Below are 25,496 nucleotides of genomic sequence, written 5' to 3'. Positions count from 1 at the left end.
GCCGCGGGCCAATTGGTAATCGTTAACTGCCCTGGGGGTGATATTTCTCAACCAATGCTAAGGCGATAGCTTCAGTTTCTATATCCGGTACGCCGCGAATATTTTGCGCCCTGAAATGCATCTGAAAAGCCTTAATAACCTGAATGGTTTCATTATCCAACACGCCGTTTTGTGGGATTTGATAACCATAACGGGCCAATGCCTGCTGAATAACAGTAACAGAGCCGATATCATACTTATTTCGGCCATTAATATACTTAGCAACTGTTGCGTCATCTGGCCAAGCGCCTATGCCTTGCTCGGCTAAACGTTTCCATGGGAATAACGGGCCGGGATCAGACTTTCGCTGTGGGGCGATATCGCTGTGAGCCACGACATTCATCGGCGCGATATTATAACGCTCGACAATATCTCTGCTAAGGCGCTCAATCAATTCAATCTGAGATTCATTGTAAGGGTACCACTTTCTACCCAACATCCTCTCAGTGAAGCCCTTATTGACGATTTCGATACCTATAGAGGTATCATTGAGACTCGTGCGCCCTTCCCAGTAACTCACCCCTGCATGCCAGGCTCTTTGGCTTTCAGGCACCAATTGCAAAACAACAGGTTTACCCCCAACATTCTCAGGATGCGTTTTTACCAAATAATGAGCGCTAACATCGCCCTGAGTCAGTATGCGTAGTGATTCAGCATCATCTGTTGCAGTATAATGAAGCACTAAAAACCGCACCCGCTCATTTTGAGCCACTGATGGATTATTAGTATCGATTTTATACTCACCACGGTCGATCAGTTTATGCGGCCGGTCACTGTGAGGGCTACTACACCCCGCCAATAGCAGTAACAAACCCGCGCTTAATAACTTCCTCATCATTTTTCTCCCTATAATATGATTAAGCACGGTTATAGTGACCCAACCGAATTAAATGGACTGTCAACAATACATTTAATTAACAAATCACAAGATGGAATAATACTAAGCACAAGAAATAGTATTAGATCAATAATTATACATAGAAATTAATTACCGTTATGGCTGTTTTAACAACTCACCTGGCCGTCGGATCACTTACACCTTGGCGGCAAGGTATTTGCCAAAAAAAACGGCCCCTGGTTAAAGGAGCCGTCCGGTGTGGGAAGGAATAAATAGTTATAATTAACAGCCGATTAAAAATATCCAATAATTATAAAGTATTTACCCTATTTCGCTTTCTCCTCAGAAAGGATATTCGCGATAACCCATTTGTTCTGAGATGTTACGTGCCGCGCGATGCAAAGATTTAACAATATTACTTTTGCTATCTTCAGAGAAACGCAGTGTTGGGTATGAAATACTTAAACCCGCGATCACTACACCGAAACGGTCAAAAACAGGTACAGCGATACAACGTAAACCTTCTTCTTGCTCCTCGACATCTTCGCCAAAGCCCTGCTCACGCACCAGATCCAGCACTGGCAATAATGCAGCCGCGCTATCCAGAGTGTGTTTAGTGCTACGGGTGAACTCGATATGAGACAAGATTTCCTCTACTTCACCACGGTCACGCCACGCCAATAACACTTTACCAATTGCAGTACTGTGCAGTGGGTTACGACGACCAATACGGGAATGCATCCGCAGGTTATACATAGAATCAATTTTATGAATATAAACAATGCTGTCTTCATCCAATGCGCCCAAGTGAATAGTTTCACGAGTTTCATTAGATAATTCACGCATCTGTATATCTGCGCTACGAATCAAATCAACATTTTGTAACGCTTTAGCCCCCAGCTCAAACAACTTCAGCGTAAGGGAGTATTTCTCTGATTCGCCTTCCTGGGCAACATACCCCAAGGATTTCATGGTCTGGAGAAAGCGGTAAACCGTACTTTTTGGCATCATTACCCGTTGAGAAAGCTCGGTAATACCAATCTCCCGCTCTTCACCCAATGCTTGTAAGATGCCAAAAACCTTCAGAACCGACGACACAGAGTCGGGCTGTTTATCTAGATCTGCAATAGCCATTTATTGGTTACCCTACTCAGTTTTCTGTGTTTCATAAAACAATATGTTTTAAAAAAAATAGAACAGTGGTTTTATTATAAAGGGAAGTTGCGAGACTGTGCAATAAACCAATGTGAATAATAAGATATTAGCCTTGCAGACAGCAAATTAGCCTCTTTCCATGAAAGAGGCTAGTGCAAAATTTAACTATTGCCAGACAGATTCAGGCAAAGTGGCCAAATAGAGCGCAGGTTTGCCATGAACATCTGATGTAAACAGAATTTGTTTGTCATCAGGGGTAAAAGAAGGGTGTGGATGCGTCACCTGCCGATCACCTTCAAATACCTGCCATGAGGTATCGTGGCGAGCAACACGATGCTGACTGCCATTTTTCATGTTGAATACATACAAGAAAGGATCGTTTTCAATCTTATAGCCGCTGTCATCTTGTACATCTACCGGTGCATCTGAACCATCGCCGACCATCAACGTACCGTCGTAGTTACTCATCAGATGAGAACACGCCGGCATAGAGGTCAATTGGCGGTTTTCCAATGTCTGTGGGTCCGCACTGTAGATAAAGCGATCCGGGCTGCCTTTCAAATAGGAGACATACACCAGCGCCGAACCATCAGGCACCCAGAACTCATGGGTACAGCTTTCGCCTTCGGCATGGGTTTTCACTTTACGCATGTTGCTACCATCTTCATTGATTAGCCACATACGTGCGTCAACCAGATCGTGTGGACCTTCATGGCAGAATGCGACCGTACTGTCATCATAAGGGCGATAGATTGGGTGACCTAACCATTGATTCTCTTGCAAAATCACTGCCGACTCACCGGTTTTCAAGTCAACACGCATCAAACGGCAGCAAGGTTTAGTGAAATAGAACTCATGGAATTTCTTCCAATCGGTCAAGGGTACCCAGTCTTCACGTTTAATTTCAATACCAACCAATTTGGTACAATCTGAATTGGCGACCCAGGTACCATAACCCACCCACTCTTCAGGCACTTGATAAATCACGGTCTCTTCCAATGTGGCAAGACAGACTCGCATCAAGTTACGGCCATCTTTGACATAAAACAGTGCGTCGTCTTCAGGTGACAGGAAACCACCAAAGGTATTGTCGCCACGCCCTTCTGTCAGTTGTGTTGCCACTTGCGTGTTGAGATCCAACAAGTAATAGTTCCACGGACCATCAAAAGCGCCGCCGAACAACAACTTACTGCCATCACGGGTGAAACATTTTTGATAGAAATAGTTACGGTGGCAAGTGACATCAGGCGGCGTTAACCGCGTAACTTGTGCACCGGTAGAGGCATCCTGATATGTGTGAAATGTCAGGGGGATTTGTTTACCTTTGGCCATCAGGAAAGTCCTTAAAATCATCAGAGAATTAAAATTTGCCCGCAAGGGAACCTGTTAGGCTAATACTATCTCACATTATAGAAACGATGTTTCATTTTTCCGTGATCGCGGTTCTGTTTTTACTGATTTAGCCAAATTACTGTGTTTATCAGCCTGTTAATCTGGTTACGATACCAGCACCACATCGCTATTTACAAATAAGCCGGCTGGCAAGGATGCATTCAAACACAATACTGGTTAGCATATAAACACTTACCTACCTCCTTATTTTTACAGATAAAACCTATGACTCCATCATCAAGCGATGGCATGCCGGTTCCTCAACGTTATGCTGCAATACTGGTTATTGCTCTCGGTATTACCATAGCGGTGTTGGATGGCACTATCGCCAACGTCGCTTTGCCGACGATTGCCCGTGACCTCAATGCCAGCCCAGCCACGTCTATTTGGGTGGTGAATGCTTACCAGTTAGCTATCACTGTGTCGTTGCTCTCAATGGCATCTCTGGGCGATATTATTGGGTATCGGCGGGTTTATCAGACTGGTTTACTGGTATTTAGTGTGACATCACTGTTCTGCGCCCTGTCTGATTCCTTATGGACGCTAACATTTGCCCGTGTGCTGCAAGGGCTTGGCGCAGCAGCCTTAATGAGCGTTAATACTGCATTGATTCGAATTATTTATCCGCGGGCGCAATTAGGCCGAGGTATCGGCATTAATTCATTGATTGTGGCTGTCTCAGCCGCCGCTGGCCCCACCATTGCCGCTGCAGTGCTATCAGTCGCCTCATGGCAATGGCTGTTCGCTATAAATGTCCCCATCGGCTTGTTGGCATGGTTATTAGGTATGAAGTATTTACCCGCCAATAATATGAAAAGTAACGGTAACCGCTTCGATTTTACCAGTTGTGTTATGAATGCCCTGACCTTTGGTTTACTGATAATCGCTATCAGTGGTTTTGCTCAGGGGCAAAGCCCGACGCTCATTGCTGCCGAAATTATCGCATTGCTGTTGATTGGTTTCTTCTTTGTACGCCGCCAGCTTAGCCAGCCTTTCCCGCTGCTTCCGGTTGATTTACTGCGCATTCCTATTTTTGCACTCTCGATCGGCACCTCTATTTGCTCTTTTGCCGCACAAATGCTGGCAATGGTGTCACTGCCTTTCTTCTTACAAACTGTGTTGGGGCGTGATGAAGTAGCAACCGGACTGCTGTTAACCCCATGGCCGTTAGCAACCATGGTGGTAGCACCGATAGCCGGGCGATTAGTCGAACGTTATCATGCAGGATTATTAGGTGGGATAGGTTTGGCGGTGTTTGCCAGTGGTTTATTCCTGCTAGCATCGTTACCAGCCAACCCCAGTGATATGAACATTATCTGGCGGATGGCGCTATGCGGTGCCGGTTTTGGCCTGTTTCAGTCACCGAATAACCACACCATTATTTCTGCTGCACCGCAGCATCGTAGCGGTGGGGCCAGTGGCATGCTAGGCACAGCACGTTTACTGGGGCAAACCTCTGGAGCGGCATTAGTGGCATTAATGTTCAATCTGTTTTCAACCAGTGGCACTCATGCTTCACTCGTACTGGCGGGCTGCTTTGCCAGTATCGCCGCATTGGTCAGTGTACTGCGCATAAGCCAGAAACGTAGCTAGGCTCAGGCTGCCATAAAAAACCCCGCTGGCGAGCGGGGTTTTCAATCAGATGATCTTATTGTGGCTACTTCAGATACTGGCCTGAACGCAGCGCTTCAATACGTTTGTCCAGCGGCGGATGCGACATAAACAGCTCGCTGAAAGTCTTGGACTTACCATTAATGCAGAAAGCCATCATGTTGCCTGCTTCCTGTGGCTCATAGCTTGTTTTCAGCCGTTGCAAGGCGGCTATCATCTTCTCACGCCCTACCAGCTTCGCTGAGCCGGCATCAGCGTGGAATTCGCGATGGCGCGAGAACCACATGGTGATAATGCTGGCCAGAATACCAAAGACCAATTCCAAGACCATTGATACGGCAAAGTAGACCATCGGGTTACCGGCGCTACTGCTTTCATTATCACGATCACCCGATAAGAAACCGGCAGCGACTTGCGCAATTAAGCGTGAAATGAAGATCACAAAGGTATTCACAATCCCCTGAATCAAGGTCATGGTGACCATATCGCCGTTAGCGACGTGGCTAATTTCATGAGCGATAACGGCTTCCGCTTCATCGCGGCTCATGTTCTGCAATAAACCTGTACTCACCGCCACCAAAGAGGCATCACGACGAGCCCCGGTCGCAAAGGCGTTAATATCCGGTGCCTGGTAGATAGCAACTTGTGGCATGGCAATACCGGCTTGCTGAGATTGGCGACGTACCGTATCCAGCAACCAGCGCTCAGTTTCATTGCGCGGTTGTTCGATAACCTCACCACCCACTGAACGCAAAGCCATCCATTTGGACATCAGCAACGAAACAAATGCGCCGCCGAAGCCGAACAGACCAGCCATGATCATCAGCCCTTGTACACTGCTGGACTGAATACCTGTCAGGCTTAGTACCAACCCGAACACCAACATAACGGCCAGGTTGGTGAGAAGGAACAGAGCGATACGCATCATAAAAATTTATTTCCTTATTGTTTTAAGTCGACACTGTGTTGAGTCACATGGTTCTTAAGTCAAAATTGACATAATCCTGAATGATGACTTAGCCAAATTACTACTGAGATACGCTGATCGTATGGGCATCTGATAAATTTTCAAGGCTTGTTAAGTTCTAACAGAGTAAATCAACATAACTTTACAAATTTGGATACTTTTCATTACATATTTTGCTATTTTTTCGCCAATTAATAAATTGCGTGATAAGAAAAACGCAAAAAAAATCCGGGCTCGTTAAGGCCCGGATCCTTCATATTGTCTGCTGACTTATTTTGCAGCAGGTACTGCCGCCGGTGGTGATTCAACCTGCGGTTGCGCTTTTTCTTTATGTGCTAAATCCAAAGCGATATGAACAGTCTCATCCAAATAAGGGTCTGGCTCCTGATAGTCTTTTGGCAAATCATCCAATGACTTCAGTGGCTTTTTACCTTCACGTTTGAAACGCTCATTCAAGCGATTCAGCCGCGTGGCATCATCATCATGGTTCTCTTTTTCACGCTGAGCGTAATTAAGAGAGACAATGTTGCGTTTCTCTTTCAACGCTTTATAACGTTCAATATCTTGCTGAATATGCTGGAATTCAGGATCAGCGGCGATACGTGTTGTATGCGCTTTCAGCAACTCAGGTTCCAGTGGCTTCAGATCGCCGCTCTTGACGTAGCTGGCCGCATTGATACTGTCCCAAGGCAAGGCGTTATCTTCAAAACTCTCACCCGTTTCTGCCGGATCGACACCTGTTGGCATCACGATATCCGGGGTTACCCCTTTACGCTGAGTACTGCCACCATCTACCCGATAGAATTTCTGGATAGTGTATTGCAGTGAACCTAACGCTGGCCATTCCGGGCGCAACATTTGATCGTAAATACGGTTCAGCGACCGATACTGTTGAACAGTACCTTTACCAAAGGTTGGCTCACCGACAATTAATGCACGACCATAGTCCTGCATAGCGGCAGCAAAGATTTCAGAAGCGGATGCGCTGTAGCGATCAACCAACACCACCAGCGGGCCTTTGTAGTACACCACGCCATCAGTATCACTGTCTTCACGCACTTTGCCGTTATTATCCCGCACTTGAACCACTGGCCCACTAGGAATAAACAAACCGGACAGTGACACAGCCTCGGTCAGAGCACCACCACCATTGCTGCGTAAGTCAATAATAATGCTACTGACATTCTCTTTCTCCAGCTTCTGCAATTGCACCTTAACGTCTTCTGTCAGGCCAACATAGAAACCAGGGATATCCAGTACACCGACGCGCTCTTTGCCGATAGTTTTCACCGACATTTTCACTGCGCGATCTTCGAGGCGAATACGTTCACGGGTCAAGGTGACAGTACGTGGTTTGGTGCCTTTACCGGCAGGTAAAATCTCCAACCGCACTTTACTGCCCTTCGGCCCTTTGATTAACGCCACAACATCATCAAGACGCCAACCAATTACATCCACCATTGGCTTACCGGTTTGACCCACACCGATTACCCGATCACCTACGGCGATAGTTTTACTTTTCGCCGCGGGGCCACCAGGAACCATAGAGTTGATTAAAGTGTAATCATCATCCATTTGCAGGACAGCACCAATACCTTCCAGAGACAAGCTCATTTCAGTATTGAACTGTTCGGTATTACGTGGCGACAGATAGTTGGTATGAGGGTCAATTTCATGCGCAAACGCATTCATAATTAACTGGAAAACATCTTCGCTATTACTTTGCGTCAAACGCTTAATGGCAGCCTGATAGCGTTTAGTCAGCGTCTCTTTGATCTCTTTATCCGTTTTACCGGTTAATTTCAAATTAAGCTGATCATATTTGACTTTTGCGTCCCAGAGCTTGTTCAGCTCAGCTTCGCTGGTCGGCCAAGGGGCTTTAGCTCGGTCAATATCAATGGTGTCATTACCGGTAAAGACCATCGGCCTGTCCAGTACTGACAATGCATATTGGTAGCGCTCAAAGCGGCGTTTTTGCGCCAAATTGAATAACGCAAAAGGCGTGTCTAACTGGCCTGATTTTAACTCATCATCCAGCGACTGCTTTTTATCCGCAAACTGTGCCACATCTGATGCCAACAACACGTTATGGCTGTAATCCAGCATGTTGAGGAATCTATCAAATATTTTGGCGGAAAACTGATCGTCCAGAGCGAATTGGCGATAGTGAGAGCGAGTGAAGCGCGATGTTACGCGCTCACTCACGGTTGCATGCTCGGGTTCCTGACGTAGTTGAGGTAGCTGATCAATGCGATACGTCGTATCCGCTGCGTAACTCGCCCCCGCCAGTAACAAGCCTGCGATTGCTGTTAGTCTGACAAATTTGTTCATGCCTAGGTTGGCCTCCGTATCAGAACTGCAAGTGTTCTGCGCGCACAATCATCGCCAGACCGGAAGATAGCTGCACCCGTACGCCATCTTTAGCGATTTCTAATACGGTTGCGTCCATCGCGCTCTTACCTGCTCTGACTTTGATTTCTTGACCAATTTGCAGTTTAGAGATATCTGTGACCGGCACAGGGCGTGGCTGGTTTTCCTCGGCCTGTGGGCGAGGTGGCCGAGCCTGTGGTGGGCGAGGTGACTGACGAGGCTTGCGGTTTTCCGAAGCCACACCCGCTTCACGACGCGGCGCAGGTTTTTTACCTGCCGGACGTGGGCGACGTGGCTCTGGGGTTTCACCCGCAGCAATGGCAGCTTCGCGCTTTTTAGCTTGTTGTTCAGCACGTTGTGCCTGAACACGGGCTTTCGCCTCTTCGAGCTGTTTGCGGGCATGTTCTACATGTTGCTCTTCCAGCACACCACAAGGGTTGCCGTCTAAATCAACACGTTCAGCACCGACTTTGACCCCATAAAGATAACGCCAGCTTGAGGTATAGAGACGCAGCGCAGAACGCAATTGCGTTTTGCTTAAATTCTCTTCCCCCTGAACACGTTCGACCAGATCTTGAAAAATACCGATCTTCAGTGGACGTGCTTCGCCTTCGGCGGTGAAGCAAAGCGGGAACCGCTCAGCCAAAAAGGCTATGACTTCTTTACTACTGTTCAACTTAGGTTGATTTTCCATGAAATTTCCTGATTACAACGGGTTTGCCAACCAGCGCAGGCATGAACAGGCGTCATTATAATGACGCCATCAGCAATTGCCACGTTATCCGTATATCAACTTGCAGTCTGTGTGACATATTTATCACTGTCACACAGGTCAAGATGCTCGCAAAGCCCCGCCACGACTGAGATTAAGCCCAATTCATCGGTTTCGTCAAAGCGATCATAAACAATGCTGTCGATATCCAAAACGCCGATAATTTTACCCTTCGCAGTGATTGGCAGCACAATTTCAGCATTACTTGCGGCGTCACAGGCAATATGGCCGGGGAATGCATGCACATCTGCCACCCGCTGAACGCGGTTTTCTGCCACGGCGGTTCCACATACACCTTTCCCAATTGGAATGCGTACACAGGCGATTTTCCCCTGAAAAGGACCGAGTACTAATTGATTACCGTCGATCAAGTAAAAACCGGCCCAATTCAACCCATCAAGGCGCTCATAAAGCAAGGCACTGGTGTTAGCCAGAGTAGCAATAAAATTCGTTTCACCTGCAATCAGGGCACTCAAATCACGTTTTAATTCCGCGTAGAATTCTGCTTTTTTCATGTAATGACCGTTAGAAACCTAAGAATAGCCAGAGGCGATAGTTATGCTTAGCTTATATAAAGTAATCATTAAATACCCTTGGCTACAAGGTTATTCCGCTATAACGAAGTAAAAGAGTTGTCGACATCGGGGGTTTGGCCCGTTTTGCCCCTTGTTTTGACCGATTGCTCTGCTACCATCCGCGCTATTCTTTATAAACCGGCGTCAGCATCAGGGTTTTATAATATGAAGGTACATGCCATTCAACGGCCACTCTCCACTGCAAGGGTTCAGCGTTGCTGCCAGTGCGATGCGCTATTTACCCTGCCGCCGCTCAATGGTACACAAACAGCCTATTGCCCACGGTGCAGCGCAAAAATTGCCAATGGGCGCGATTGGTCCCTTACCCGCCTGACCGCCATGGCGGTTGCCATGTTACTGCTGATGCCATTTGCTTTTACCGAACCGCTGATTACCATTCGTCTGCTCGGCACGCGTATTGATGCCAGTCTGCTGGAGGGGGTTTGGCAGATGAGTCGCCAGGGCGGCCCGATTACTGCCAGTATGGTGGCATTTTGTATTATTGGTGCTCCCGTTACACTCACCGCATCGATTCTGTATCTGCGTATCGGCAGCCGGATTGGTATGAACCTGCGCCCGGTGTTATTGATGCTGGAGCGGCTAAAAGAATGGGTCATGCTAGATATCTATCTTATCGGTATGGCCGTGGCCTGTATTAAGGTCAAAGAGTATGCGGACGTTATGCCCGGTGGCGGGTTGATAGCGTTTCTGGCTCTGACGTTACTCAGTATTCTGACGCTAGTGCATTTGAATCTGGAGCAGTTGTGGGAGCGATTTTATCCCCAAGAGCAGCCCCCTGGCCCACGAGAAACATTGCGCATTTGCCTGTCATGCCATTATACCGGGCACTGCGACGCACGCGGCCGCTGCCCACGCTGCCATACCCCTTTGCGCCATCGCCGCCGCCATAGCATCCAAAAAACCTGGGCGGCGTTAATCGCCTCGATAGTCCTGCTGTTGCCTGCTAATCTTTTACCGATATCAATTGTTTATGCCAATGGTACCCGCATGGAGGATACTATTTTCTCCGGCGTGGTTTCTCTGGCTTCTTCGGGTAACCTGCCCATCGCCGCAGTGGTGTTTATCGCCAGTGTGCTAGTCCCATTTACTAAAGTGATTGTGTTGCTAACATTGTTGCTCAGCATTCATCTGAAGACACAACATAGTCTTAAAACACGCATGCGATTACTGCGACTAATTACCTGGATTGGCCGTTGGTCGATGCTAGATCTCTTTGTTATTGCGTTAATGATGTCGCTGATTAATCGTGATCAGCTCCTTTCCTTCACTATGGGACCGGCAGCCTTCTATTTTGGGTCTGCGGTCATTTTGACTATCCTTGCTGTTGAATGGCTCGATAGCCGATTGATTTGGGATGCACATGCAACAGGAAACGCCGAGTACACCGACTGAGGCACAAATTAAACATAAACGCCGGATATCGCCTTTCTGGTTGCTGCCTTTTATTGCCCTGCTGATTGCCGGTTGGCTGGTTTATAACAACTGGCAGGACCGTGGTACCGAAGTCACTATTGATTTTCAGTCTGCCGCCGGTATTGTGGCGGGCCGAACCCCTATTCGCTATCAGGGCGTTGAGGTCGGGATGGTGCAATCCATCAGTCTGGATGATGACCTGCGCAATATAAAAGTCACCGCCAGTATCAAAAATGATATGGAAGACTCATTGCGAGAAGGGACACAGTTCTGGTTAGTGACGCCAAAAGCCTCTTTGGCTGGGGTTTCTGGCTTGGACGCGCTAGTCGGTGGTAACTATATCGGGATGATGCCAGGCGAAGGCAAACCGCAGAGCCACTTTACGGCATTAGATACTCAGCCCAAGTTTCGTATGAATACCGGCGAGCTAATGATTCACTTGCAAGCCCCTGATTTGGGGTCACTCAATAACGGCTCACTGGTTTACTACCGTAAAATCCCGGTTGGCAAAGTCTATGATTACAATATCGCACCTGATAATAATGGCGTTGTCATTGATGTACTGATTGACCGTCGTTTCGCCAAATTGGTAAAAAACGATACCCGCTTCTGGAATGTGTCTGGTTTTAAAGGTGATTTCAGTCTCAGTGGCGCGTCGGTTCAAATGGAAAGTCTGGCCGCTCTGGTCAATGGTGCTATTGCCTTTGACTCCCCCAAAGACAGCCAGCATGCGAAGCCGGATCAACCCTTCCAACTCTACCCCGATTTAGCACATAGCCAACGTGGTGTGGCGATTACGCTGGATTTACCCAGCGGGAGTAGTTTAAGTGAGGGGCGAACACCGCTGATTTATCAGGGGTTACAGGTGGGTACCCTGACCAAAATGACACTTCAACCGGACAGTAAAGTGAGCGGTGAACTGACCATTGATCCATCAGTGGTCGATTTGATGCGTGCAGGCAGCCGCATTGAAATGAACAGCCCACGAATCAGCCTTAATGATGCCAAACTGAGTGAACTCTTGACTGGCAATACATTAGAGTTAATCCCAGGTGAAGGGGCGCCACAAAAACACTTTACGGTGCTACCAAGCAGTAAAAGTCTATTGCAGCAGCCCAATGTGCTCGAATTGCAATTAACCGCTCCACAAAGTTATGGCATTGATATCGGCCAGCCGCTCTCCCTACATGGGATTAAAATTGGCCAAGTCTTGACCCGTGAGTTATCAGCCGACGGTGTTATCTTCACGGCGGCAATTGAAGCCAAATACCGTGATTTGGTGCATAAAGACAGCAAGTTTGTGGTTAACAGTCGGCTGGATGTGAAGCTCGGGATTGATGGTATTGACATTCAGGGCGCCAGTGCACAGGAGTGGATTGATGGTGGCATTCTGATACTGCCGGGCAGTAAAGGTGAAGCCCTGAATAAGTATCCGCTGTATAGCAGCGTAGCCAAAGCCACCGATGGCATTTTAGGTAACGCCCCCGCCACAACACTACGTTTAACCGCTGCCAGCTTGCCCGATGTGCAAACCGGCTCTGTCGTGTTATATCGCAAGTTTCAAGTAGGTGAAATCACCCATATCAAACCGAAAGCGAATGAGTTTGAAGTGGAGGTCTATATTCAACCTGAATATCGAAATTTACTCACTGATAAGAGCATTTTCTGGGCCGAAGGCGGAGCAAAAGTTCAGTTGAACGGCGGTGGGCTAACGGTGCAGGCATCGCCTTTGAACCGCGCCTTAAAAGGCGCTATCAGCTTTGATAATCTGGAAGGTGTAACACTGGATAAAGGGGCCACACGAACCTTGTATGGCAATGAAACTGCTGCCCGTGCCGTCGGCAGCCAGATCATATTGCGTACCTTTGATGCCAGCAAACTAGCAACTGGCATGCCGATTCGCTATTTAGGTATCAATATCGGTCAGGTCGAATCGCTGAAGTTGGCACCCGAGCGCAACGAAGTATTAGCCAAAGCCGTGCTCTATCCCGAATATGTGCAGAATTTTACCCGAGCCGGTACCCGCTTCTCCATTGTGTCGCCGGAGATCTCTGCCGCCGGGGTCAATAATCTCGACACATTGTTCCAACCTTACATTAATGTCGAGCCGGGTAAAGGTGACACCTTGCGTACTTTTGAGTTGCAAACCGCCACTATTACCGATTCCCGCTACCTTGATGGGCTGAGCATTATTCTGGATACCGCCGAAGCAGGATCATTGCAGGTTGGTACCCCGGTGCTGTTCCGTGGGCTTGAAGTGGGTACAGTTACCGGGCTTAACCTTGGTGCAATGTCTGATCGCGTGCAGGTATCGATACGGATCAGTCAGAAATTCCAGCAGTTGGTGCGGCAAAATAGCGTCTTCTGGCTGGCGTCAGGTTACAACCTTGAATTCGGCCTAACCGGTGGTGTGGTGAAAAGCGGCACCTTCCAGCAATTTATACGCGGCGGTATTGCTTTCGCGACGCCACCGACTACGCCATTGGCCCCGAAAGCCAGCGTGAATCAGCACTTCTTGCTTAACGCTGAAGAGCCTAAGGATTGGCGCAATTGGGGGACAGCAATCCCTCGCTTTTAGCTAGTCATCAGGGTAGCTCACATTGGGCTGCCCTGGTTATTCCCCTACGTTATTTCTGCATTTCTACGTAAAGATTAATCTTCGTGTGCAATCTGCGGCTCACTCGGTGCCACCACCACCTCCAGCACACATTGTCGCAACCAACAGTGCGCCGGATCGGCATCCATGCGCGGATGCCACAGCATCGAAACTGTGATAGTCGGTAATGTTAAAGGAAGAGGAAAACTGTACATCCCTCTACGCAGATTTTGTGTATGCCGCTCAGGAACAGTCGCCACACAGTCCGTCTCTCTCACCAGCGCCAATGCGGTGGATATGCCATCAACCGAGGCGACAATATTCCGTTCAATCCCGAGTAATTGTAGCGCCTCATCAATCGGTCCTTTATGGCCCTGACGCCGTGAAACCACAATATGCCCCTGAGCCGCATAGCTCACGGGGGTGATTTCCTCTCCACATAACGGGTGACCAACACGCACCACCCCCATAAAGCGATCGCGGAAAAGTGCCCGTGTGCGTAATTCAGGGCTGGCAGCCAAACCCACAACCCCCGTTTCCAGATCCACCATACCATCGCGTAGCAATGCGCTGTCTTTATTCAATTTCTGCATGAAACGCAGTTGCACATTGGGCGCTTGTTGATGAATCCGGGTCAACAATGCGCCACCGAAGTTTTCGACAAAGCCATCGCTGGTACGCAAAGTGAAGGTACGCATCAACTGTGCGAGATCCAGTTTCGCCGCAGGACGCAGCACCGATGTTGCTTCTTGTACTAATTGGCTGACCTGTTCACGCAGCTCAAGCGCTCTTGGTGTGGGAACTAAGGCGCGCCCTGCTCTAACCAGCAAGGGGTCACCGGTTGTTTTACGTAATCTTGCTAACGCCCGGCTCATTGCCGATGGGCTCAGCCCTAATCGCTGGGCAGCTCGCGCCACGCTCCCCTCGGCAAGCAGAACATTGAGTGTGATTAACAAATTGAGATCGGGTTTTGTCATGCACTAACTCTAGCATAACCTTATGCTGACATGGCGTTATATGCATGGATAAACTGCATTTCATGCGTCTTCCGCCTTATGATGTAATGCCCTAGTCTCTCCTGAACAAGTCATTCAGGAGTTAACCCATTAATGAAAATCAATACCGAAAACATCGATAGTGACATCATCGCCAACAGTGCGCTAAGCAGAATAGTTATCAGCCTCTCACTGCCGATGCTGCTGTCCTCATTAGCAACCAGCATCGCTAATGTAGGCTTGCCCACGTTAACACTCACTTTCAGTGCCTCTTTTCAAGCGGTGCAATGGGTCGTTTTAGCCTATTTACTGGCGATTACCACCTCGGCCATTAGCATTGGACGTTTGGGGGATATCACTAACAAACGCCGATTGTTGAATGCGGGGATTGGTTTATTCACAGTAGCCTCTATAGGTTGCGCGTTAGCTCCTGGTATCGGAGTGCTAATCGCTGCCCGTGTGTTACAGGGATTGGGGGCCGCCACTATGATGACTCTGACTCTGGCGCTGGTAGGTGAAGCTGTCTGTAAGGAAAAAATCGGGCGTACGATGGGCATACTCGGTAGCGTATCGGCTGTCGGTACGGCACTTGGGCCATCAGTGGGCGGCATGTTAATCAACGAATTCGGTTGGCCAGCGATGTTTCTGATTAACATTCCGTTGGGGTTGTTAGCCCTATTTTTACTATCACGTTATTTACCCGCACCCGAATCATTAGCCATTGACAACAATGGGTTACAACAATCCCATAGCGGTTTTGATCCCCTTGGGATGCTGCTACTGGGCCTGACTCTGGCACTGTATGCCCTTGCCATGACGCTTGGCCACGGCACCTTCGGCACACTTAATGTCGTGTTATTACTCGGTGCAGTAATCGGTATCGGGTTATTCGTTAGGGTAGAAAAGAACGCAGCATTCCCATTAATTCAAACCGCTATGTTGCGCCACTCACGGTTGCGTAGCGCATTGATAGTCAGTGCATTGGTCACCACGATCATGATGGCAACCTTAGTCGTTGGGCCATTCTATCTTTCGCGAGCTTTCGCCATGAGTACACAATGGGTTGGATTGTCGATGTCCGCCGGCCCAATAGTCGCGGCCCTCATCGGGGTTCCTGCCGGTTATCTGGTCGACAGATTAGGTGCTCAAATGATGGTGATTATAGGATTAACGGCGATCACTACCGGGGCGATTGCGCTGTCGATGCTGGGGCCAGTTGCTGGCCTGCCCGGCTATATACTGCCGGTCTGCCTGATTACAGCGGGCTATGCTATTTTCCAGGCCGCAAATAATACCTTGGTGATTAAATCTGTTGGCGCGCAACAGCGAGGCATTGCCTCCGGCATGCTGAATCTTTCGCGCAATCTCGGTCTGATTACTGGCGCATCTGTCATGGGGGCTATTTTCGCCTTTGCCTCCGCCCAACAAGATATTCAATTAGCAACTGTGGATCACATCACTCAGGGAATGCAGTTTACTTACCGCATAGCCGCCCTACTAGGCGGGGTTGCTTTAGCTATTTCTGCAATACATTCAAAAAGAAAATCTAATCAATAACCAGGCTCTTTGATATGAGACTCAGTGTATCCTTATTTTGCTGAATGGATTCATGCCAGAAAATCCCAAGATAATGTCAGTGTAGTACTGGAATACTAGCGTGGAGCTGAAATATCACAGAAGATATTAAATTAACCACTTGTTTTTATTAACTATATTCAATTTTTCGTTTTGGATTTTTGAGGGTTAAAATTTTTAGTTATTGTTTATTTATAAGAAAAATCCGATTGGGCTGTACTAAATCTGCTCCTGTTATACAATCTGCGGGCTTAAATAATAGCCGACATATTTCTATCTAAGGAAAGCCGCTATTAAACAGGAGTGGGCATCATGACTGACTACGATAATCGGGAAGAATCAGCTAACATTGGTCTGTTAAAAGAAATGAGCAGCTTACGGGATATCATCGAAAACAATTCAGACTGGTTCTGGGAAGTTGATACTTCTGGCCGTTATACGTTTTCATCCACAAAATCCATCGAGCTTCTGGGCCGCCTACCCCATGAAGTGATCGGTAAAACACCGTTTGATTTTATGCCGAAGGATGAAGCCCACCGGGTAGGAAAGATATTTGCGGAGATTACGGCTGCACGTATCCCTTTTTCCGGTTTGCAAAACCGCAATATTCGTGCCGATGGTAGTGAAGTTTTAGTTGAAACCAGTGGTGTCCCACTGTTTGATGATAATGGTGAATTCAAGGGTTATCGCGGAATTGATCGCAACCTGAGCAATTTGTCTAATGATGCAGGTAAGCGCTTATTCGAGTTGGAGTCGATTTATTCCAGTGCCCCTGCGGGCCTGTGTTTTATCGATACTACTCTGCGCTACGTTACGGTAAATGATTATCTGGCTGAACTCTTGGGTAAAAACACTCTAGAGATCAATGGGCGAAAAATTGCCGATTTCCTACCTAGCATTATTCCTATTTTGCAAAGTGCTTTGTTGAAAGCCTATTGCAATGAAAGTATCCCCGATGCTGAATTTCAGATGCCCGATAAAACGCGGGTCTTCTTTATGCGGATAAATGCGGCCAGATATCCCAATGGTCAGGTTAGTGGGCTGTCAGTCGCCATGATCGACATTTCGCCGCTGAAAGAGATGGAAGAAAAGCTGCGCAGCAGCAAACAGCATTACCGCAACATGGTGGAGCTGAACCCACAAATTCCTTGGACTGCCTCGCCGGACGGTATGATTACCGATGTCAGTTCACGCTTTGAAAAAATTACGGGATTAACCCGCGAACAAGCGCTGGCTGATAAGTGGCTCCGTACCATCCATTTAGATGATCGCCACCCTACGTTGATCCGTTGGGAACAAGCCTTACAAACACGGCAGCCACTCGATGTTGAAATTCGCTTTTGTCATGTAGAAAAGGGATGGAACTGGATGCGAATCCGTGCGGTCCCCAGCATAGATGATAATGGCGATGTATTGTGTTGGTACGGAACCGCTGAAGATATTCATGAACGAAAATTACTGGAGCTTAAGCTGGTTAAAGCTAATCGGCGTCTGGAAATTCAGGCCCGAACTGACTCGTTGACTAAATTGCCTAACCGCAGAGCGTTCAAAAAAGTACTGGCTCATGAGTTTATGCGAGCTAAACGCTCAAATTCTCCGCTGGCAGTGTTAATGATTGATATCGATTACTTTAAGAATTTCAATGATTGTTATGGTCATATCTCCGGTGATGCCTGTCTGCGGTTGGTCGCCAGAGCATTACGTAAATCACTAAAACGCAGTACCGATATTGTTGCTCGTTATGGCGGGGAAGAGTTTGCCGCTATTTTGCCAGATACCGATCAGCGGGGAGCCAGCCTGGTAGCTGAGCATATCTTGCAATCTATCCGTGCTATGGGTATCAAGCACAGTGACAGTAAATTCCGTAAGGTTACCATCAGTCTCGGTCTAACCATTTACCAGGCCAATCAGCATGTTGGCACTACGGATCAGGCAGATTTAATGCTCGCGGCAGATCAAGCACTCTACTACTCGAAAAAGAACGGCCGTAACCAATTTAACTTAGCTGAACTCCCCTGCTAATGCGGCCGAACCGGCTACTCTGAGTAAAAATAACCGGTATTAAATAATGATGGCCGCCACGCCCTATATGGCTAAATGTTTCGTTAAGACAATATTTTTTCGATGCCGTCTCTGGCACTTTTTTCTGGCTCGGCTATTCTCAATAAGGCGACCAATCTGGTCATACCTCATACCACTTGGTGGGTAAGGAGTCTTTATGGGAAAAACCGTGGTAAAAATCAGAGATTTTGAAGTTGATGACGCAGAGCTCTCTGCACCACTGACAAAAGGCGAAAACACACTCAGTATCCCTTGTAAATCGGACCCTGACTTGTGCATGCAGTTAGATGGATGGGATGAACACACCAGTATTCCCGCAACGTTAGATGGTAAAGACCGGCTGCTTTTCAAACAGCATTATGATCAACATCAGGATGCCTGGGTGATGAGGGTAACGTAATTGCTGCGATAAGAAGATCCGTCAACCCATAGCAACAATTTATGAGTGACGGTTTCTTCTCTCGTGATCCGATAATACCTGTCATGCAAAATCAATCAGATTACTGATTACTAAAATCAGCCATCAGAACTTCTCTAATAGTTTGAATTTCATACAGATTAACATCATCTCTGGGGAAAACATCTCGTATTCTTCAAAAAAGCGCTGCTGTGTTTTACGCCAATACGCCAGCGTTCGATCGCCCTCACCCTCAGCTAGGGCATGGGATTCATCAACCTGATCAAACGTGTTCAATTCTACATCGGTCAACTCTACCGCACAAACCGGCTCATTGCGGCCATCGACCACAACAAACATATCCCCCGCCTGCGGTACACCATCTTCATCCAGTGCAGCACAGGTCGCTGTTTTTGTACCATTCAGTACTAATGCCAACAAATCATCTGCCACTTGTTCAGTATCACCAAATGCCCAACGTTCGGCGTCTTGATATTTTTGTGGGACTGTAGCCATAGTTTCATTATTCCTATTCGTCATCTTATTGATGCAGCGCATATTACACTTTATCTTAACTGGCACGAACTGACTAACTCTCGCATCAGCATAAATTTTCGCTACTATACCTAAAGTAACCAGCGTCGCAGTAAACAAATGAATTCCGCAGAGCTGACCCAATCAGACATAATATTAAGGACCCTATGGTGACCAAACGCTTGCATACGAAACATTGGAAGATGTTTGTGGTGTTACTCTGTATCTGTGGCGCATTAATGCTGCTGCGGTGGGCGTCGATGATCTTTGGCTGATATTGCCACCACTAGCGTTTGTCTTTAGGTAAAAATAAGCAGCCACACTTCGGGCATACTAATGCCGTATTTTTGTGTACTTTTTCTGAGCTCTGCTCAGAGGCTGCACCACAATCCGGGCACTTAATATTTACTTTGGCACTGCTAACCAATCTTCTGACGCTATCAAGAAATGACATATGCTCGCCTCTCAGTTGTACAACCTCGTTAGACTACGTTAACCAGCGGCAATAAACCGTGGCGTGGTCAGCGTTTACTCATATTATCTCTACCGGGCCAGATTTTTTTCGCGAAAATAGCCGGTTTTTGCGGGAGACAACGGAAAAAAACAAGCAGAAAATGGAAAAGTACGGGGAAAACATTCACCACGCAGCATGGCTTGCATGCTTAGCGTAGTGACGTGGTGGGCGGGTTGTTGGAAACCTTTGGTCTGGGATCAGTGATTCCATAATTCTTGGATCAATCCTCTGACCCGAACTTTGGAAGCACCCGCAACCAAGCTGATAACACGGTTAGCACTCAACGTAGAAACGTCGGTATTCCATTCATCAAATGAATGTTCTGCGTAACTATCGTTGAAAACCTTTTTTATCGAGGATTCAGCTTCAGACATCTCACTGAAACTCTTAGCGTTTATTAAGCACTGAGCAATGATTGAGACTTTTTTCATGTTTTATCCTTGATTATCGGTCGCATAGTGTAGCACAATTAGCTCCTCTCTGATCATATGCTGCTTAAATTGTTTTCAATTGAAGTTAACATTTTGATATCACAGTAGATTAAATCAAACCTAACAGGGCACTCAGCCTTCGCATTGTCATTAACACATACTAAAACTCTCTCCCGTCTCTCAGAACTTGCTTAAAAAGCACCTATCAGTATAAAACTGTAATACAAGTTTCATTACTTATTCACAATTAGTGCCTTTTTTAGTCAATTCTCGTGCTATATTGTCATGGTGTTATCATGATAAATACCTTACCTGTTCGGGTAACTGAGGGGCCAAATGGTCAGCAATTTATTTCTCTACTCACTATTTATTATCTATATCACCGCCGCAGTCATTGATGGTTCGCTCCCACTGTTTAGTCTAATGTAAACCGTGTGCGAGCCAGGCCTTGGCGTAATCCTCAGCCCCAAATCCACCTCTCAGTTACTGTGAGTAACAGCAGCATCTTGTAATAACTCGCCCATCTCAATAACGCCTGGTGGACGCAGTGACCATTTTGGCCCTTGTAATGCCTCGGCATAACCCGCCTGATACAAACGCTCCATCTTAATTGGATCAAAAATCTCTGCGCCGTTTGTATCAACATTCGATGGAATGGTTATCCAGTGGAACCCCGATTTTTCAGCCAAAGAGAATGCATAAATACGATATAAATCCCCGACCAATGCCGCTTTACTGGTCGAGTCCAGAGTACGCAGGGCAATATTACGCACCAGCCGTGGTGTCGGTTCTGGTTGTGGGCCAAGTTGGCCGTTATGAATGATGTAAATATCTTCTTTACTGTCTATCAGCCCTGCTCTGGCACGAACAACTTTTGAGCTGTACACGCCGCCATTGTAGAAGACCCGCGCCGCCACACCGCCGTCAACATGCATTTCGTCGTAATGTTTACCCTGAGCGACTACATCAAAAAACACCGGAGAAAATGCGACCGGGACGGAAGAAGAAGCCAGCATCACTTTTCGAAATAGCATTAGGGCCTCAGGAGTACCTTTCGCCGCAATCAGCCCCATATTCCAGACCATAAATCTTTGCGAATCGAGATCTACCGTCCCCATATACAACCGCCGACCATGCTGATGAGCCTTGGCTATCTCACTCATTAATTCAGGTGTAATGTGCCCATCAATCAATTTAGATAACGGGCTGGTATCGGCTAACGACTCACGGAAGAAGAGGCGAAATAGTAGATTATCCAGATGGAAAATATCACGCGTGGTGGTGGTGGTATAAAAGTCATGCAATGCCTGATCGTGATCGCTACCTAAAAAGGCAAAAGGTGCAATCAGCGCGCCAGTAGAAACCCCGCTAACCACTTTAAAAACTGGGCGCTTGCCTGTTTTGGTCCAGCCATTCAAAAAACCGGCACCAAAGGCACCATTTGGACCACCACCAGATAATGCCAGGTGGGGATAAACCAATGTGCCATCCGCAGCTCGGAACATCTCTTTAGATTCGTCTTTATAAGATTGCAGTAGATCTGCTTCAAATATGGGGCTAATGTGCCCTGCCCCTGCACGAATATTCGGCATTCCGGGGATTTCCGCTGCTGGCATTAATTCCACTGGCACTGGGTTTCTAGGTAATTGGCTACAGGCCACCAATAAAGAAAACCCGGTTAGCAACGCCATGGCACGCCCTAATTTCCAGCTTATTATCATTCTATTTCCTAGCGGATGTGGCCACATGTTACTGACTAAACGTAGACTAATTTAATGATACTTTCACAAAATAATACTATCTGTTATGCCATTGTTGATGAGAGAGAGTATACCGACAGTGCTGGCTTAACTCGCTGTCAGGGCTGACATTTGGGTGGGGGAAATGGCCTGGCACGCGCACCATGCCGATGCGCTCCATCAGTGCTTGTGAACGCAGGTTAATTAAAGCAGTAAAAGAGACAATTTCGGCCAGTTTTAATTGCTCGAAACCAACCTTCAATACTGCCAATGCAGCTTCCGTTGCCAGCCCCTGCCCCCAAAATGAAAAAGCGAAACGCCAGCCGATCTCGACACAAGGTGAAAAAGGCAACTTAACTGTCGGAATATGTAGCCCCAACGCACCCACAAACTGCCCGGTAGCTTTAAGTTCAACAGCCCACAGCCCCCAGCCGCGCTGCGCTATTAATAATTGACAACGATCTGCCATCGCATCGCTTTCAGCACGGGTCAGCGGGGCTGGGAAACACGCCATAACACGCAGATCCGCGTTCATTGCCGCAAAAGGTACCCGGTCTGATGGCCGCCACTGACGTAGCAGCAAACGCTCAGTTTCGAACTCGATAACATTTTTCATTCTATCGATGCTCATCCTACTTTGGCACAAGGTGAGGGCGCGCTCCCCACCTTCCGTTTTATTCCCTCTACTTCTGTGATAATGCCAGCCATTGCTGCACAGAAGGCCGCTGCCATTGATAACTTGCATACTGACGAAGATACTCAGGTAAGTTATCGCCATTCAGAACTAACCGATTAATCATCAGTGCCAAATCAGTATCTGCAATACACCATTCACTGAATAGATATCTCCGGCCATCCGACAGCAAGCGCTCCAATCCAGAAATAAGCTTATTCGCCGCCTGTTGGCCACTGTCAGACAAAGGAGGCAACCTGAGCCCGGCGAAGACCACTTCAGTGGAACGTTCGGTGCGGATCGGCATAAAATCACTGCGCAACCACGCCTGTATTTCACGCGCTCTGGCACGCTCTTGCTTATCTTGCGGATAAAGCCGCGCATACTCTGGTGCAGGGAAACGTTCATCTAAATATTCTGAAATAGCAGAAGACTCCGATAGTTGAAAATCATCAATAACCAGTGTCGGTACCCGGCGTGTCGCCGACAGCCGAGTATAAGCCTCTTGCAAATTCTCCCCAGCAGACAAACTGATGGTATGTAATGAAAAAGGGAGAGCTTTTTCTACCAATGAGACGAATACCGACATCACGTAAGGACTGAAAAAATCCGAATCTGTATACAACGTAATAGTTTTCTGACTCATTGAAACTCCCGCTTGATTATCACTAAGTAGATTGACGTTAATCGGTTTTCATCTGATTGAATAGCGACTTTTGCAAAAAATCATCATGGGCAATAACGCCATATTCCCCGGTTTAAAAACAATAGATAATCTTTGTATCGCAACACTCCACAGCCGAAAATCAAAACAGCGACAATTAATCAGCAGCTTGCTGATCATCTAAAATCGTCAGCAGAATATCTGCATCCGGGGTTGTTATATGCTTCCCTTCGAGAAAACCGACGAGTTTAGCCTCCGCACCATGCTCATACACTTCATAACCTGCGATTCGATAGCCCGGTACGCCATCTTGGCCACGGATGTACTCATCACCATCAATGTAATACTCAACAACGCCGCTGGCATCTTCAATCTCATAACGTTTATCGAAAGGGAACTGTTTCATTACTCATCCTAAAAAAACACAACATGCCTATATGATGCCAATTTATAGCTATTTTAGGAAGCGTTAGCCGTACAGTCCCTCTCGTTTGCATGCGGCAACGTTGATTTGGAAATAAGAAAAGTGCCAACTTACTCAGGTAAGCTTTGTTACTTTCCATCTATTTATACACAATAAAAATAACTGACCTGACTAATGACTATTTTTTAACTTTAAAGAAATAGTGTTTCCCTGCTAACATTCATATACCTCCAGCTAAAACCTTAGTCATATTAAACGTAATTGTCGATGCCGAAATAATAGCCAGTTCGTTTTTATAATCATCTATTGCTTTTTAATTGTGTCCGCCGGTTTTATTTTCGTCCATCTAAAATAGATTAAAACTAATCAGCGCTTAGTTATTACCTAATAAACCAAATGGTATAAGAAATAGATTACTGGTTAGTTATATTCACCCTGCGATAAATCTGCATATTAAGTTCTTTTAGCCCGCCCCAAAAAATCAGCTATCTGGTGCAGATTTCACCGGTTACAGACGTGAAAATAAATGCAATTAAGGTAAACTTAAGCCCCTAAACAAGGGGACAGAATGAATAGTGAAATATTTTTTGCGGTGCTGGGGGCTGCACTGTTACATGCTTGCTGGAATGCTCTCGTCAAATTTGGCCGTGATCGGTTTGTCGCAATCTCATTGATGGCCATTTTCTCCGGTGTGATTTCACTGTTTGGTGTTTTCTTTGTTGGGTTACCCTCGCTGGGCGCACTTCCTTGGTTGCTGCTATCGGTTGCTTTTCACACCGGTTATTGCCTATTTCTAAGTAAAGCTTATGAACAAGCTGAGTTTGGTCAAATCTATCCTATCGCTAGAGGGATTGCCCCGCTGCTAAGTGCGCTACTCTCTTGGCTAATTTTGTCGGAGATTCCGCGATCTTTATCATTAGTTGGTGCTGCTATTTTAGTTTCCGGTGTCATTATGATGACGTTTGATGGCCGCTGCGGCCCTAAAAAAATCAGTTACAGAGCTATTATTTATGCATTAATTACTGCTACTTTTACCGCCTGCTATACCCTATCGGATGGGGCTGGTAGCCGTGCCAGCATTGAACCGCTTAGTTATATCCTTTGGTTGTTTATGTGCAATGGGATAACTATGTTTGTATTACTTTGGATAATGCACCGCAATGTGGTTTTTCGCGAAATACGCCAGCACTGGCGACATGGAGTTATCGGCGGTGCGATGCAGTTACTGGCTTATGGTATTGTCATTTGGGCCATGAAAAGCACGCCCATCGCCCTGGTCGCCGCTCTGCGAGAAACCAGTGTCTTGTTCGCCATGATAATCTCTATCTGGATGCTAAAAGAGAAACCCTCGATGTTACGCCTTATCGCCAGTGCCATTATTATGCTGGGTGTAGCAGTAACCAAGTTTGGCTAATATTTCACCAGATAATTAGAATGTCATTTATTCAAAAAGGAGAGCGCAACTTCTTCTATAAACGCGCTATACTCATATAAATCCTATAAATAAGGAGAATATATGCTCATAGGATTTGTTTTATTGGTTAGCACCTGCGGAATGGATGCTTGCGAGGCACTGCCCGTGACCGATGATGTCTACACAACACGCCACGAATGTATGGAGGTAGCCGCTCGCATTCATGCAAGAAGGCCTGATGTGATCTTGCTTTGCGGGGAAGTATACCGCCAATCTGATAGTGACCAATCTAATTGAGTGGCTTCACCCCGTTAGTTTTTGGTATC

The 25,496-nt window shown here is 47.0% G+C and carries 24 protein-coding genes; 9 read left to right on the top strand and 15 right to left on the bottom strand.

All coding sequences use genetic code 11. The features are described from left to right. Window positions 1–22 precede the first annotated feature (22 nt). The 3 genes from EL015_RS09630 to ogl all read right to left on the bottom strand — a co-directional run bounded on the left by EL015_RS09630 (window position 23) and on the right by ogl (window position 3,364). Entirely contained in the window at window positions 23–874 is an 852-nt protein-coding gene (locus tag EL015_RS09630) for an N-acetylmuramoyl-L-alanine amidase (RefSeq protein ID WP_032905807.1), read from the bottom strand. Between the two features lie 345 nt (window positions 875–1,219). After that, window positions 1,220–2,011 (bottom strand): DNA-binding transcriptional regulator KdgR, encoded by a 792-nt coding sequence (kdgR, locus tag EL015_RS09625; RefSeq protein ID WP_032905808.1) that lies wholly within the window; start codon window positions 2,009–2,011, stop codon window positions 1,220–1,222. 186 nt (window positions 2,012–2,197) lie between these two features. After that, on the bottom strand, window positions 2,198–3,364 hold the full coding sequence (ogl, locus tag EL015_RS09620; protein ID WP_032905809.1) for an oligogalacturonate lyase: 1,167 nt from the start codon (window positions 3,362–3,364) through the stop codon (window positions 2,198–2,200). A gap of 285 nt (window positions 3,365–3,649) precedes the next feature. On the opposite strand from ogl, the gene EL015_RS09615 reads away from it, so the two are divergent. After that, window positions 3,650–5,017: an MFS transporter gene (locus tag EL015_RS09615; protein WP_005182948.1), complete on the top strand. Its 1,368-nt coding sequence runs from the start codon at window positions 3,650–3,652 to the stop codon at window positions 5,015–5,017. 64 nt (window positions 5,018–5,081) lie between these two features. Here EL015_RS09615 and htpX read toward each other — a convergent pair whose 3' ends face one another. From htpX to EL015_RS09595, 4 genes are all read right to left on the bottom strand, one after another. Beyond that, entirely contained in the window at window positions 5,082–5,963 is an 882-nt protein-coding gene (gene htpX / locus EL015_RS09610; RefSeq protein ID WP_005182949.1) for a protease HtpX, read from the bottom strand. A gap of 309 nt (window positions 5,964–6,272) precedes the next feature. Then, complete coding sequence (prc, locus tag EL015_RS09605; protein ID WP_005182951.1) at window positions 6,273–8,333, bottom strand: carboxy terminal-processing peptidase; 2,061 nt, start codon at window positions 8,331–8,333, stop codon at window positions 6,273–6,275. Between the two features lie 19 nt (window positions 8,334–8,352). Continuing rightward, entirely contained in the window at window positions 8,353–9,066 is a 714-nt protein-coding gene (gene proQ, locus EL015_RS09600; RefSeq protein ID WP_005182952.1) for an RNA chaperone ProQ, read from the bottom strand. A 95-nt stretch (window positions 9,067–9,161) separates the two neighbouring features. Then, a complete protein-coding gene (locus EL015_RS09595) occupies window positions 9,162–9,659 on the bottom strand; it encodes a GAF domain-containing protein (RefSeq protein WP_005182953.1) in 498 nt (165 codons plus the stop codon). 225 nt (window positions 9,660–9,884) lie between these two features. Between EL015_RS09595 and yebS the strand changes: the two genes are divergently transcribed. After that, the gene (gene yebS, locus EL015_RS09590) at window positions 9,885–11,132 is read left to right on the top strand and encodes a membrane integrity lipid transport subunit YebS (protein WP_032905810.1); all 1,248 of its coding nucleotides are present in this window, start codon (window positions 9,885–9,887) and stop codon (window positions 11,130–11,132) included. Continuing rightward, window positions 11,101–13,731, top strand: a complete 2,631-nt coding sequence (locus tag EL015_RS09585; RefSeq protein WP_032905811.1) for a PqiB family protein — start codon at window positions 11,101–11,103, stop codon at window positions 13,729–13,731. Before yebS ends, EL015_RS09585 begins: the two co-directional genes overlap by 32 nt. Window positions 13,732–13,805: 74 nt before the next feature. Here the strand turns inward: EL015_RS09585 and EL015_RS09580 are convergent, their stop codons facing one another. Continuing rightward, the gene (locus EL015_RS09580) at window positions 13,806–14,726 is read right to left on the bottom strand and encodes a LysR family transcriptional regulator (protein ID WP_005182958.1); all 921 of its coding nucleotides are present in this window, start codon (window positions 14,724–14,726) and stop codon (window positions 13,806–13,808) included. A gap of 132 nt (window positions 14,727–14,858) precedes the next feature. On the opposite strand from EL015_RS09580, the gene EL015_RS09575 reads away from it, so the two are divergent. The 3 genes from EL015_RS09575 (at window position 14,859) to EL015_RS09565 (ending at window position 18,780) form a co-directional block, all read left to right on the top strand. Next, window positions 14,859–16,301, top strand: a complete 1,443-nt coding sequence (locus EL015_RS09575; protein WP_005182962.1) for an MFS transporter — start codon at window positions 14,859–14,861, stop codon at window positions 16,299–16,301. 330 nt (window positions 16,302–16,631) lie between these two features. After that, window positions 16,632–18,341, top strand: a complete 1,710-nt coding sequence (locus EL015_RS09570) for a diguanylate cyclase (RefSeq protein ID WP_032905812.1) — start codon at window positions 16,632–16,634, stop codon at window positions 18,339–18,341. A 196-nt stretch (window positions 18,342–18,537) separates the two neighbouring features. After that, on the top strand, window positions 18,538–18,780 hold the full coding sequence (locus tag EL015_RS09565) for a DUF1480 family protein (protein WP_005182965.1): 243 nt from the start codon (window positions 18,538–18,540) through the stop codon (window positions 18,778–18,780). A gap of 123 nt (window positions 18,781–18,903) precedes the next feature. Here the strand turns inward: EL015_RS09565 and EL015_RS09560 are convergent, their stop codons facing one another. Beyond that, window positions 18,904–19,293 (bottom strand): ASCH domain-containing protein, encoded by a 390-nt coding sequence (locus tag EL015_RS09560; RefSeq protein ID WP_005182966.1) that lies wholly within the window; start codon window positions 19,291–19,293, stop codon window positions 18,904–18,906. Window positions 19,294–19,478: 185 nt separating this feature from the next. Between EL015_RS09560 and yniD the strand changes: the two genes are divergently transcribed. Then, window positions 19,479–19,586, top strand: a complete 108-nt coding sequence (gene yniD, locus EL015_RS21920) for a small membrane protein YniD (RefSeq protein ID WP_086018937.1) — start codon at window positions 19,479–19,481, stop codon at window positions 19,584–19,586. 11 nt (window positions 19,587–19,597) lie between these two features. On the opposite strand, the gene EL015_RS21915 is transcribed toward yniD, so the two are convergent. The 6 genes from EL015_RS21915 to EL015_RS09535 form a co-directional block, all read right to left on the bottom strand. Further along, window positions 19,598–19,765 (bottom strand): YnfU family zinc-binding protein, encoded by a 168-nt coding sequence (locus tag EL015_RS21915; RefSeq protein ID WP_005182967.1) that lies wholly within the window; start codon window positions 19,763–19,765, stop codon window positions 19,598–19,600. Between the two features lie 257 nt (window positions 19,766–20,022). Further along, window positions 20,023–20,256 carry a hypothetical protein gene (locus EL015_RS09555; protein WP_005182969.1) on the bottom strand — a complete coding sequence of 78 codons (234 nt, stop codon included), beginning with the start codon at window positions 20,254–20,256 and terminating at the stop codon, window positions 20,023–20,025. Window positions 20,257–20,735: 479 nt separating this feature from the next. Beyond that, on the bottom strand, window positions 20,736–21,977 hold the full coding sequence (locus EL015_RS09550; RefSeq protein ID WP_032905813.1) for a patatin-like phospholipase family protein: 1,242 nt from the start codon (window positions 21,975–21,977) through the stop codon (window positions 20,736–20,738). Window positions 21,978–22,053: 76 nt separating this feature from the next. Further along, complete coding sequence (locus EL015_RS09545) at window positions 22,054–22,611, bottom strand: GNAT family N-acetyltransferase (RefSeq protein ID WP_032905814.1); 558 nt, start codon at window positions 22,609–22,611, stop codon at window positions 22,054–22,056. A gap of 67 nt (window positions 22,612–22,678) precedes the next feature. Continuing rightward, window positions 22,679–23,314, bottom strand: a complete 636-nt coding sequence (gene yfcF / locus EL015_RS09540; protein WP_032905815.1) for a glutathione transferase — start codon at window positions 23,312–23,314, stop codon at window positions 22,679–22,681. Between the two features lie 175 nt (window positions 23,315–23,489). Continuing rightward, on the bottom strand, window positions 23,490–23,738 hold the full coding sequence (locus EL015_RS09535) for a hypothetical protein (RefSeq protein ID WP_005182985.1): 249 nt from the start codon (window positions 23,736–23,738) through the stop codon (window positions 23,490–23,492). 586 nt (window positions 23,739–24,324) lie between these two features. Here EL015_RS09535 and EL015_RS09530 point away from each other — a divergent pair. Further along, the gene (locus tag EL015_RS09530) at window positions 24,325–25,170 is read left to right on the top strand and encodes a DMT family transporter (protein ID WP_005182986.1); all 846 of its coding nucleotides are present in this window, start codon (window positions 24,325–24,327) and stop codon (window positions 25,168–25,170) included. A gap of 102 nt (window positions 25,171–25,272) precedes the next feature. Beyond that, window positions 25,273–25,467: a hypothetical protein gene (locus EL015_RS09525; RefSeq protein WP_032905816.1), complete on the top strand. Its 195-nt coding sequence runs from the start codon at window positions 25,273–25,275 to the stop codon at window positions 25,465–25,467. The last annotated feature ends 29 nt before the right edge of the window (window positions 25,468–25,496 follow it).

The sequence above is a fragment of the Yersinia intermedia genome, from assembly GCF_900635455.1.
In the GTDB taxonomy this organism is placed as follows: Bacteria; Pseudomonadota; Gammaproteobacteria; order Enterobacterales; family Enterobacteriaceae; genus Yersinia; species Yersinia intermedia.
This window is presented reverse-complemented; position numbering and strand designations above follow the sequence as displayed.